The sequence below is a fragment of the Paraliobacillus salinarum genome (assembly GCF_014083865.1).
In the GTDB taxonomy this organism is placed as follows: Bacteria; Bacillota; Bacilli; order Bacillales; family Amphibacillaceae; genus Paraliobacillus; species Paraliobacillus salinarum.
In genome coordinates this window covers 17,450-29,091 of the sequence record NZ_JACEFA010000022.1, presented here as the reverse complement: position 1 = coordinate 29,091, position 11,642 = coordinate 17,450, and the positions used below count along the sequence as shown (strand labels likewise).

General features: G+C 32.3%; 9 protein-coding genes. 5 read left to right on the top strand and 4 right to left on the bottom strand.

Annotated features, from left to right (window positions below):
• Positions 1-255: 255 nt before the first annotated feature.
• The gene (locus HP569_RS13910) at positions 256-1,119 is read right to left on the bottom strand and encodes a GRP family sugar transporter (RefSeq protein WP_182201765.1); all 864 of its coding nucleotides are present in this window, start codon (positions 1,117-1,119) and stop codon (positions 256-258) included.
• Between the two features lie 160 nt (positions 1,120-1,279).
• Here HP569_RS13910 and HP569_RS13905 point away from each other — a divergent pair, with 160 nt between their 5' ends.
• From HP569_RS13905 to HP569_RS13885, 5 genes are all read left to right on the top strand, one after another.
• Complete coding sequence (locus tag HP569_RS13905; protein WP_182201762.1) at positions 1,280-3,241, top strand: BglG family transcription antiterminator; 1,962 nt, start codon at positions 1,280-1,282, stop codon at positions 3,239-3,241.
• Positions 3,241-3,702 carry a PTS sugar transporter subunit IIA gene (locus HP569_RS13900; protein ID WP_182201761.1) on the top strand — a complete coding sequence of 154 codons (462 nt, stop codon included), beginning with the start codon at positions 3,241-3,243 and terminating at the stop codon, positions 3,700-3,702. The genes HP569_RS13905 and HP569_RS13900 overlap by 1 nt, the downstream gene beginning before the upstream one ends.
• On the top strand, positions 3,702-4,016 hold the full coding sequence (locus HP569_RS13895) for a PTS fructose transporter subunit IIB (protein ID WP_182201760.1): 315 nt from the start codon (positions 3,702-3,704) through the stop codon (positions 4,014-4,016). The genes HP569_RS13900 and HP569_RS13895 overlap by 1 nt, the downstream gene beginning before the upstream one ends.
• A gap of 23 nt (positions 4,017-4,039) precedes the next feature.
• Entirely contained in the window at positions 4,040-5,140 is a 1,101-nt protein-coding gene (locus HP569_RS13890; protein ID WP_182201759.1) for a PTS fructose transporter subunit IIC, read from the top strand.
• 118 nt (positions 5,141-5,258) lie between these two features.
• Complete coding sequence (locus HP569_RS13885) at positions 5,259-7,871, top strand: glycoside hydrolase family 38 N-terminal domain-containing protein (protein WP_182201758.1); 2,613 nt, start codon at positions 5,259-5,261, stop codon at positions 7,869-7,871.
• 417 nt (positions 7,872-8,288) lie between these two features.
• Here the strand turns inward: HP569_RS13885 and HP569_RS13880 are convergent, their stop codons facing one another.
• The 3 genes from HP569_RS13880 to HP569_RS13870 all read right to left on the bottom strand — a co-directional run bounded on the left by HP569_RS13880 (position 8,289) and on the right by HP569_RS13870 (position 11,322).
• Positions 8,289-9,365 (bottom strand): IS4 family transposase, encoded by a 1,077-nt coding sequence (locus HP569_RS13880; RefSeq protein ID WP_246367284.1) that lies wholly within the window; start codon positions 9,363-9,365, stop codon positions 8,289-8,291.
• Between the two features lie 549 nt (positions 9,366-9,914).
• Complete coding sequence (locus HP569_RS13875) at positions 9,915-10,298, bottom strand: hotdog fold thioesterase (protein WP_182201757.1); 384 nt, start codon at positions 10,296-10,298, stop codon at positions 9,915-9,917.
• A 76-nt stretch (positions 10,299-10,374) separates the two neighbouring features.
• A complete protein-coding gene (locus HP569_RS13870) occupies positions 10,375-11,322 on the bottom strand; it encodes a 1,4-dihydroxy-2-naphthoate polyprenyltransferase (protein WP_182201756.1) in 948 nt (315 codons plus the stop codon).
• Positions 11,323-11,642: the final 320 nt, after the last annotated feature.

Genomic DNA, 11,642 nt, shown 5'->3' with positions numbered 1-11,642 from the left:
TTTTGCAAATAAATGAAAATCATTGTACTTAGCCATGAAAAAACCCCTCCGAATTATCTTGATTTAATTCAAGAATAACGAATAATTCTTTAGGATTTAAACCATTTTGCTTAACTTGACGGCTATGAGCCGTGCCCGCGGAAAGCGAGCTTATTTCCATAGCGGTTCAGGTACAAGCATTATTTGTAATATAAAATTAATAAAAGCGGTAGTGGAGGGGAAATCACACCACCACATTTAACAGAGAACCTTAAACTATTGCTTTAATACTCCCAGTAAAAAAACACCTAACATAATAACTATTATTCCTGTTAAGATAACCGCCCATTCTTTTCTACTTTTTCCCTCTTTGAAAATAATTATACCCCCGATTGTTGATACAATAACACATGCTTGAGAGATAGAGAAGCTGGTTCCTATACCTAGACTTGCTGTGGCTAAAAACATACCAAGATTACCTATAGACCAAGATAAACCGGTCAACAAATTAAATGAAACACTGGATCTACTGGCTTTATTTTGTTTATTAAGATAATTAATAAGAATAGCGCCTGTGAACATACCTATAGCTTGAGGGAAAATAATAGAATATCCTGTAATTGAAAAAAGTTGATTTGTTATAACATATAGTGTTAAAAAAAATGACGATGTGATAACAAAGCTAAAAGTATGTAAAGATAGAGAGTGTTGAACTTTATAACTTTTTTCAACATAATTAGTGATATAAATACCTGCAATAATAATTCCTATGGCAATAGTGCCAATAAGTGTCGCTTTAAGAGTGTTCCATTCATGAAATACAAAAACAGCAAACAAAGTGGTTCCAATTAATTGTGTTCCGTTAGAAAGTGGCATAGTTTTTGAAACACTTGAAACAGAGATTGCTTTAAATTGAAATAGTTGACCTAAACTCCAAAAAACCCCTGATAGAAAACTGATAATAAATGAAAAAAATGTGATATGAGGTTGTACAATTATATATAAAAGAATAGAAAAGAAAAGTGCACTAATAGAAGTGCCTAATAATTGCTCCTCTGGTTTACTTTTTTTTAAATTGGCAATTATCGGCATAAATCCCCAGCCGAATACAGGGAGCAATGAAATAATATAATTCAATATTTTGATCTCCTTTTGACTTGATTGATAGAAACATATTTTAATTTATCATTAAGTAAGTAGAGGAGCAATACATGTAAAATGCGGTAATCAATACGGTAATTTTCCTAGTTTTCTGTTGATTGTTCAAATACTAGAATAAAAGAAGGGAAGGAAAATATTAATGAAAGCGGTAAATGATATGATTTCAAATCGGGAAAAGAAAATCATAAAATTCTTAATTGAATCCGGTCATACAAGAGTGAAAGATATTGCTGATTATTTCCATCTTTCTGAAAAAACGGTATCTAAATTACTTAAAGAAATTGAATCTTACTTAAGAAAGTTTAAAGTTTCTCTTGTGAGAAAACCAAGAGTAGGGGTTTTTATTGAAGGAAATTATAAAAGTATTAACCGTGTCTTAAGTGATCTATCTACGCGAAGTAAGTCTATTCCTTCAACAAAAGAGGAGAGAGTCGTCTATATCTACTCTCAATTATTGAAAACACAAGGTTATGTTACGATGCAAAAACTCTCGGATGAACTTTTCATCAGTAAAGATACTATTGAAAAGGATGTTCAAGAAGTGGAGAAAATATTGAAGGAAGAAGAGGTGTTCATATATAAAAAACCTAGTAAAGGGATGAAATTAAATATAACGGAGAGTGAAAAAAGAGCATTAACCTCAAAATTTATCAATTATTTTTGGGGGGGGAATTGGTATTTAAAACATAAAGAAGATAAATTCTCACATGAATTTGATACCATTCAAGCTGATGTGCAAGGTCTCTTTTCAGAAAAAGTTCTAAAACAGATTATAGAAATCGTAAGAGAATTCACTATTACTTATGATTTTCAATTTACAGATTATGCATTTCAATCATTTGTAATACATTTAGCTATTACTGTTGAAAGAATTAAAAATGGATCTTTCATTAATATTGAAAAAAATACTTCCTTAGAGCATTCTGTTTTATCTCAACACCAAAACACAATTAGGATTGTTAATTTATTGGAGAAAAGTCTATCTATTACAATCCCAAAATTCGAAATTTACTATATTAATATTCACTTAACTGCGGCTTACAACCAATGTAATGAACGACTGTTAAAACATACTCATCAAGTGCCTAACAATGATCTTAGAAATTTTGTGGAAAATTGTTTATCAGATCAATATGATCGAGATTTAATTGAAGGAATTACAACACATATGAAATCAGTCATTAATCGGTTGAAGTTAGGAATGCACATAAACAATCCATATGTAAATAAAATAAAGCAAAATTTTTTACTTTCTTTTGAAAAGGCTTTATTTCTAAAAAAACAATTTGAAAAAAAATACAACATTTCTATTAATGATGATGAAACTGCTTATATAGCGTTACACTTTGAAGCGTTTCAAGAAAGAATACGCATATTACCAGATCAATTAAATGTTGTCATAGTTTGTAGCACGGGACTTGGTTCTTCAAGACTATTAGCAGCTCGTATAAAAAAGTATTTTCCTGATATAAGAATTCAGAAAGTTTTATCTGTTCAAGAAATGATGACAGAACATATAGATACAGATCTTATTATAAGTACAATTCATTTAAAGGTAGAGAATGTTGCAACTGTAGTTGTAAGCCCTATAATGAATCAAATTGATCTAAACGTTGTTCAAAATAAAATAAAAACATTACAAAAAGAACAGAAGACTGCGACAAATATGTTTATAGAACTTATTAAAAAAGAAAATATACTGGTTAATTTACAGTCAACAACAATGAAAGAAGCAATTATAGAAATAGGGGAGCATTTAATTGACAAAGGATTTGCTGAATCATCCGTAATACAAAGCGCTCTAGATAGAGAAGAGCTCTCTTTTACATCATTTAATAGTATGGCTACACCACATGCTAATCCTAAATATATAAAGAAATCAACAATTGTTGTTGCGACATTATTAGAACCAATACAATGGGGAGATGAGTTAGTTAACAAAGTATTTTTCATTGCTCTAGAAAAAGATAATCAATTAGATTTAGATGATATCTATGACAATTTTTTTGAATTTATTGATAACAAAAAAAGAATGAATGAATTAGATAAGGCAGACAATTCAGATCAAATATATAAGTGTTTAAAAAGGGAAGGGATCTAATGGAAATACGAGATGTTCTATCTGTAGAAAGAACTATTTTTGACATGGAAGGAGAAACGAAAGAACATATTATAGAAAAAATGAGTAAATATCTTGTTCAACAAGGGTTAATATCTGATGAACAAATATATTTACAATCAGTATTACAACGTGAAGAACACGCAACTACTGGTATAGGAAACGGAATAGCTATACCTCATGGTAAAAGTGCTGCTGTTAAAAAATCGGCTATTGTATTTGCGAGGACAAAACATCAAGTCGAATGGCAAGCATTAGATGATAAACCTGTTAGAATAATATTTTTACTGGCAATTAGTGAAAATGATAAATCAAATGGGCATTTACAATTAATATCTGAAATTGCTAAAAGATTAATGGATGATCACGTAGTGGAAAAACTTTCAAACGCAAAATATCCAGAAGAGATTATCCGAATTTTTGATCAGGGGGATGAAAAATAATGAAAAGAAAAATTATTGCAATAACTGCATGCGCAACAGGTGTAGCTCACACATATATGGCTGCACAAGCATTAAAAAAAGCTGCGAAAAAAATGGGACACTTGATAAAAGTAGAAACACAAGGAGCAACAGGTGTAGAGAATGAATTATCTGTTAAAGATGTTAGCATAGCTGAGGTGGTAATTTTAGCTACAGATACAAAAGTACGTGATAAAGAAAGGTTTACAGGTAAACAAATACTAGAAGTTCCTGTTAATGCACCAATTAAGGATGGGGAAAAGGTAATTAAAAATGCATTAGAATTAATTTATTAACTTTAATGAAAAGAGGGAAAATAATGATAAAAACTATAGGTAATGAATTAAAAAGACATGTTTTAACTGGAATATCATATATGATTCCACTAGTTATTGCTGGAGCTGTAATTATGGCAATTTCCAGAGTTGGAGGATCTTTTTACGGTATTACTGATATTTGGGATGCTTCTTATGCCGAAAGTTCTAATGGGATTATTCGACTATTACATGATCTCGATGGTTTTGGAGGAATTGCTCTTGGATTGATGTTTCCAGTGATAGCGGCTTTTATTGGTTATTCTGTAGCGGATAAACTTGCTATCGCTCCTGGACTTGTAGGAGGAATGCTTGTTAAAGGTATTGGTGCAGGATTTTTGGGCGCATTAGCAGCCGGATTAATTGCAGGATATGCATGTTTGTTAATAAAAAAATATGTTAAACTTCCTCGAGCTGCCGCTTCGATTGTACCTGTTTTTATAATTCCAGTATTCGGTACTTTAATTACTGTTTTAATTATCAATTACATTATCGGTGTACCTTTTGCTAATATTAACACAGGGTTAGAGAATTGGTTGAACGGACTTTCTGGTGGTAATCAAATACTAATGGCTGCGATCATAGGCGGTATGGTAGGTTTTGATTTAGGTGGTCCAGTTAATAAAGCGGCAGTCACTACAGCTATGGCTTTATTAACAAGTGGAATTTATGCACCTAATACAGCTGCACAAGTGGCTATTATTATTCCCCCTTTAGGACTAGGTCTTGCTAGTTTTATTGCTAAAAAGAAATATAATACAGAGATGCGTGAAGCAGGGAAGTCATCTTTAATAATGGGGCTGGTTGGAATTAGCGAAGGTGCAATTCCGTTCGCAGTAGAGTCTCCTTTAAAAGTAATTCCTTCTACTGTTATAGGATCTGCAGTTGGATCAGCTTTAGCAGTAGGTTTTGGTACGGTAAACCATGCACCTATTAGTGGTTTTTATGGTTGGTTTACAGTAGAAAGTTGGCCATTGTATGTGCTTGCAATAGCAATAGGTACACTAGTTGTTACATTTATGACTTTGTTTTTACGTAGAAATACTGAAATCACAGATGAAGAGATTATAGAAGATGATTTTAATGAAGCAGAATGGGAAGCTTAATTAAACTTTTTATTAAATAAAATTGTAATTACATTTATTTGAGTTTTTTAAAGAACACTTATTGAAAAAATTGTTAAGTTATAAGAGGGAGCTCTACTATCTTGTTAAGGGGGATATGATGGTTAAAGCACATATAGTAAACCATACACATTGGGATCGGGAATGGTATTTTACTTCGGCAGATGCACTTGTACTTAGTGAGCAGTTATTCACTGAGGTATTGAATGAATTAGTTAAAAATCCGAATAGTAGTTTTGTATTGGATGGTCAGACATCTATCTTAGATGATTACGTTTCATTACACCCTGAAAAAATGAATTTAATAAAGAGACTGGTAAAAGAAGAACGTTTATATATTGGTCCTTGGTATACACAAACAGATGGATTTTTTACTCACGGAGAATCTATTTTGAGAAATGCTATGATAGGAATACTCGATAGTAAAAAATATGGTCAATATATGAAAATTGGTTATTTGCCTGATACATTTGGTTTTAATGCGCAAATGCCAGTAATATTTAATCAAATCGGGCTTGATAATTTCTTTTTTTGGAGAGGTATACATTTAGGAAAGCAAGTAATGTCAACCTATTTCAAGTGGAAAGGATTAGGTGGCGAAAAGGAAGTTATTGCTATCAATATGCCTCAAGGCTATGGAACTGGGATGCTTTTAGAGCCTACTCATGATTATGTTGATCGACGATTAGATCCTGCTATTGAATATATTCATAATTATAGCAAAACTGCAGAAGTACTTATTCCTTCTGGAAATGATCAATTAAATATTATATTTGATTTTTCTACCAAGATAGATAAAATAAATGAAATTGGTAAACATGAGTATGTTATAAGTAGTTATCCTATGTTTCTTCAATATATAAAAAGCCTTCCATCTTTAGAAGTGTATCAAGGTGAATTTAGAGAACCAGTTAACGCAAGAGTTCATAAGACAATAGGATCAAGTCGAATGAATATAAAATTAAGAAATTACCAATTGGAGCAAAAAATATTAAAACGAATAGAACCACTGTTGGTTATTGCTGGTTTTAATAATATTTGTATAGGAAAACAGTTATTAATACAAATGTGGAAAAAAATCTTAGAAGGACAAGCACATGATAGCTTAGCAGGGTGTGTATCTGATGCAGTAGCTGATGATATTATGCATCGAATGAAAGAAGCAGAGGAAATAGCAGATAGTATAGAAAATACCATAAAGAAAAAGATTGCTGATGATCTAGAACTTAATGATAAACAGATATTAATATTTAATACTGAGTTACATCGATTTAAAGGATATAAGGATGTTATAATAGCTTCTAAAAATAAATATATATATTTTCCTAATGTAGAAGATGCATGTATAGTAAATGAAGTATATGTGCCATCAAGAAAGAATATACTAGAAGAAACATCAGCCGGGAATAGGTATATTGAAGAAGAAGGTTATTATTTATTAACGGTCCGATTAAAAGTAGAATTGCCTTCTTTAGGCTATACTGTAATTAGTTTTGAAGAGGTAAATTCAATTATGAAACAAAGACAATTAATAGAGGATAACCAAAGTAATTTTATAGGGAATGATTATTATCATATTAGTTTTGATAATCAAGAACTTATTTTGAAACACTCAAACGGTAAAATAGTTAGGAATTTTATTATTTTAGAAGATGAGGCAAATGCAGGTGATACTTATGATTTTTCACCACTTCAAAATGATGTAGCCATACCTTTAGTATTTGAAGAAGCAAATGTTGAAAAAAGTTTAAACTTTGAAAAGATGATTATTAAAGGATACTATGATTTACCATTAGATTTGGAACATCGCTACAAAAGAAACAAAACTGGTAAATTAGATATCAAACTATCAATTGAATTAAACAAGTTTGACGAACTTATTCATTGCAATCTAGAAGTTAATAATCAAATATATAGTCATCGACTTCGTTTGAAGATTAATACTGGGATTTTATCAGAAGAAAATATTGCATCATTACCATTTGGATATATTAAGCGTAAACCTGATTATCCAAAGGAATGGGAAAATATATACAGTGAAAAACCAATTGATATTGAACCATTTGATCAGAGCGTTTCTTTAACGGATAAACAGTATAATTGTTCAGTGTTTACAAAAGGAATGAAAGAATATCAACATCGAAAAGAGTGTATTTATATTACATTATTTTCTACTACTGGACAATTAGGGAAGCCAGATTTGAACTATCGACCTGGAAGAGCATCAGGTGATACAACAAAAAAAGGGCACGTATTTATTCCTACCCCTGGTGCTCAATTAATAGGGGAGCATGAATTTTCGTTTGCTATCCATATGGGCAAAGGTGCCTTTAATGGAGCTAATACTTCTTTAATAGCAAGGTGTTTTCAGTCAGGAAACATTTTTTATCAACGCCAACAATATAATTTCTTTTTTAATCGTTTAGATAACAAAATTCAGCAAACAGACAAAAAGCTTCAATTGAATAATAAATTTGAATTAATGCAATTACCAAAAGAATATATTGTTTCTGCGTGTCATCCATCTTTTTATAGTGAAGACAAATTTATTATACGGATAGAAAATCCTACAGATAAACCATCTATGATAGATAAACGGCATTTTGAAGGGAAACATGTTGAATTGGTGAATGCTATAGAAGAGCCCTTAGTAGATCAAAATGAATGGATGATACCACCTTATGATGTTCTTACAGTGAGAATTAAAAAGTAAGACGTTTATAAAAAAATTTAAAATAACAAATTTTAGTTGTATAACAATAATACTGCAATAAGAAAAATTTTCTGATTTGATAATATGCTTTCCTGTTTAAGGAAGAAGGGTTGCTAGCTCAAATAAAGAATCATAAAAGAATAAGTACTGTATCGCCTTGTGTTTTAAAATGTACGTACTGTATTTAAACTATTAAAATGTGTTAATTTTTTAGCAATCAATAGAGTTGAATAATTGATAATAAAGCCCTAAGTAAAAGTGGTATAACCCACTAGCATTGCGTCAATAGAGTTTTTAACCATTTAATCAAAAAAACACCATATGATTTATTAAGAAAAATTTTAAAAAGGGAACCGGGTCATAAAGAAGACCTTGTTCTCTTTTTTTGTATATTATGTTGTAGAATTAAAGCTTCATTTATTTCTTTCTTTGTGGCTTGATCATGGCTATTGTTCCTTCAAACATTGTCATTGTTTTACGTATCGGTATTTTCTGTCGTCCTCGAGTTGTTTTGCTTTTCTTTCTGAAAAGCGCTTCTTTGAATGCATCATATGGTTTATACATATACGTACGCATTAGACGTAAAAAATGCCACAGCTTCTTTTTTGTTTTCATTTGTAATTGAAGGATTAAAGCTAATCCATAAGCTGCCAAAGCGAGAAACATTTGATTCCACATGCCTTGTGGTTTTGTGCTCCAAATCTTAACTAATCTTAAATGTTGTTTTACCCATTTAAAAAAGGTTTCAATCATCCAGCGATGACGATATAGGTCCATCACCTGCTCCGCAGGTAAATCCCATCTCGTTGTTAGCAAGCGATATAACGTTCCTGCTTCATCAGTAAACTCAATTAATCGAAGGGCTTTTTTAGAATAACTACACTGCACTTTGGCATCTGTAAGCACAGAAAGGTGTTGACACTCATACCTTTCTATTGGTGTCGCTGTAATTCTTTTAGTAATACGAACAACAAAATTGATCCCCTTATCTACCCAAGCAGTCACATTCTTTTTCGAAGGATACCCTCTGTCCATCAGATAAGTAGCATTATTTTCCTCCACAAGTAACTCACCTGTTTCAACGTCACCGACGTTGCCTGTGGAAGGAATGATTTTATCTGGATAGGAGATATCTTCTGAAACAACAACAATACGGGTGTGCATTTTCACGACATTCCAACCTTTGGTGACAAACGCCCAATCACAAAGGGCGGGTGGTAGCTTCAAATGCGTAGAATCAACAATTTTCAAGCGTCCGACAGCTTTATTTATTCCTTTATGACCTTTCGTCATATCTTGAATGATGTGTACCACTCGTTGAAAGAGCTGTTGTGCATATTCTGTGGGCAACGCATTAATTCTTCGACTTAACTGAGAGCCACTAATACTAGGTAAAGCGATCGATCGACAAAAGTCTGGGTTAGCTCGAAGTTTTTCTTCCATATCATCATAGGATTCCCATTTATCTAGTTGCGCAGCAACAAACACTTTCATTAATGCATATACAGAAAGCTTGTCATACTCATAATTTAATAGTGGAGAAGAAAAAATTCTGTTGGTAATACAGATGAACATTGACTAATTAGCTGTTTATGACCTATACTTTTAGTACACATTTTGTGCTCCTTTGTAGAAGATTTGGGAACAAGTATGGTCTCTCTTCTACAATAGGAGCATTTTTTATTTTTGTAAATAGCCTATATTCTTGTTTGAATATAGGCACTTAAGTAGAGGAAATATGCGAGACTCCTGCGGGAAAAGCACGCGTCCGAAGATCCACTTGGTAAAGTGTTTTTCTTTACCAAGTTAGCTGAGGCCGTGCCCGCGGAAAGCGAGTGTATTTCATCTGCGTTTCAAGCATGAATGTTTGTTTTGATAACAATTATTAAAACTAATGTAAATTAATTACATTGATGCAACACTAGTGGGTATAACCCCCCAAACAGTTAGAGTATAAAATTAACTTTTTGGGGTTTTTTTAAGGTTCGACGTCAATAACGTTGGTAAATCAGAATAGTCAACTGAATTATTTTTTGTACGCCCTTATTGTTTGTCCACTATTCCAAGTGTACAACGAGCTGTAGAGATAAGTTGTTCTGCTTCATCAACAACATCTATTTGCCAAACCATTGTTTTACTACCAATATGTTTAGGTGTTGCGCGAGCCATAATCCACCCATCACGTTTGCTTTTTATATGATTCGCGTTTATTTCTATTCCGAATACAAGCTGGTTTGTCGGATCGATATTTGCTAATCCGCCTATGCTCGCGGCGGTTTCAGCTAATGCAACCGTTGCTCCACCATGAAGGAATCCCATTGGCTGCTTTGTTTTGTCACTGACAGGCATCTTCATTTCAACCAAATTTGCTTGGTTTGTGATTAACTCCATCTCTAAATGACTTATTAATGTATCATGAAAGTTCATTTGCTTTTCCTCCTAATAATAACAGCAAGAACAATGTTTGCTCTTGCTGTGCAATATATCATATATATTTAATGTTTTACAGTGAAAAAGGAATGAATATTTGTATTAGTAAGGAAAAACCAAGTAATGCACCGTAAATGGTGTTTGTTTGTGCCGTCGCAACCATTGCTGGTATTTTTTCCACGTTTGTCTTCTTCCCGCGAAATTGCTCAACAGCCTGTTTTGCTTTTTTAGCACTTAATAATGCGATTAGTGACCAGATTGGCAAAATCCCTAATCCGATAAACACGATCGTTAATGCATAACTAACGATAAAAGAAGCTGCTAAAAATAGGATGGCTTTATGTTGACCTAGTAATACAGCAATTGTTTTTCTGCCGTTTACTTTATCATTATCTAAATCGCGGATGTTATTAGCTAGTAAGATCATTCCGATAAAGATTGCTACTGGGATCGATATTAAAATCATATCATTAGAGATCGTCATTGTTTGTACAAAATAACTAATTCCTATTAGCATAGTACCCATGAAAAATCCAGATACTAATTCACCGAAAGGCGTTGATGCAATTGGATATGGCCCACCTGTATACAAATAACCAAATAGCATAGAAATTAGCCCAACAACCATTACCCACCAATTGGACTGTAAGCAAATATACACGCCTAATAGCATAGCTAATATGAAAAAGGTGTTCGCTAAATACAATACTTTTTTAGCTGGAATACCGTCTCTTACAATGGTACCACCGATTCCTACAGAATTTTCGTTATCTAACCCTCGTACATAATCATAATATTCATTATACATATTCGTTGCTGCTTGAATGAGCATGGCTGCAAGAAGCATAACAGCAAATAATAAGTATTGGATGGATCCATCTAATATAGCAAGCATCGTACCGATAAAGACCGGGACAAAAGAAGCTGTTAATGTATGAGGACGCAAAAGACGCCACCAAACGTGAAGACCAGGTCTTTCGTTTAATGTAGCTTGTAATGTTTTATTTTCTAATGGTTGCATGTTCTTACTCTCTCCTAACTCTCGTATAAAAACCTCTATTTATCTAAAAATAATGGAGCATCTTGTTATTCTTATTATATGAAAGAAAAACTTGCTCATGGTATGGTATGCATGTGATGATATCATAATAAGTTTAGAGAACGAATGTGAACCTGTCAACAAATTGACACAATTTACGACAGGAATATATTCCCTCATTTAAATAAAATAAAAAGATATCTTGTGCAATATATCACTAAAACACTATAAATGCATAGTAACTTAGTTATTTTCTAGTGTTTATAAAAAGCGTGATTGTTGAGAAACCATGAAAAAGAGAA

What these genes read in the sequence shown, in the direction of transcription:
- HP569_RS13905 (WP_182201762.1), top strand. Translation starts at nt 1,280, where the DNA reads ATGAAAGCGGTAAATGATATGATTTCAAATCGGGAAAAGAAAATCATA.
- HP569_RS13900 (WP_182201761.1), top strand. Translation starts at nt 3,241, where the DNA reads ATGGAAATACGAGATGTTCTATCTGTAGAAAGAACTATTTTTGACATG.
- HP569_RS13895 (WP_182201760.1), top strand. Translation starts at nt 3,702, where the DNA reads ATGAAAAGAAAAATTATTGCAATAACTGCATGCGCAACAGGTGTAGCT.
- HP569_RS13890 (WP_182201759.1), top strand. Translation starts at nt 4,040, where the DNA reads ATGATAAAAACTATAGGTAATGAATTAAAAAGACATGTTTTAACTGGA.
- HP569_RS13885 (WP_182201758.1), top strand. Translation starts at nt 5,259, where the DNA reads ATGGTTAAAGCACATATAGTAAACCATACACATTGGGATCGGGAATGG.
- HP569_RS13880 (WP_246367284.1), bottom strand. Translation starts at nt 9,365, where the DNA reads ATGAAAGTGTTTGTTGCTGCGCAACTAGATAAATGGGAATCCTATGAT.
- HP569_RS13875 (WP_182201757.1), bottom strand. Translation starts at nt 10,298, where the DNA reads ATGAACTTTCATGATACATTAATAAGTCATTTAGAGATGGAGTTAATC.
- HP569_RS13870 (WP_182201756.1), bottom strand. Translation starts at nt 11,322, where the DNA reads ATGCAACCATTAGAAAATAAAACATTACAAGCTACATTAAACGAAAGA.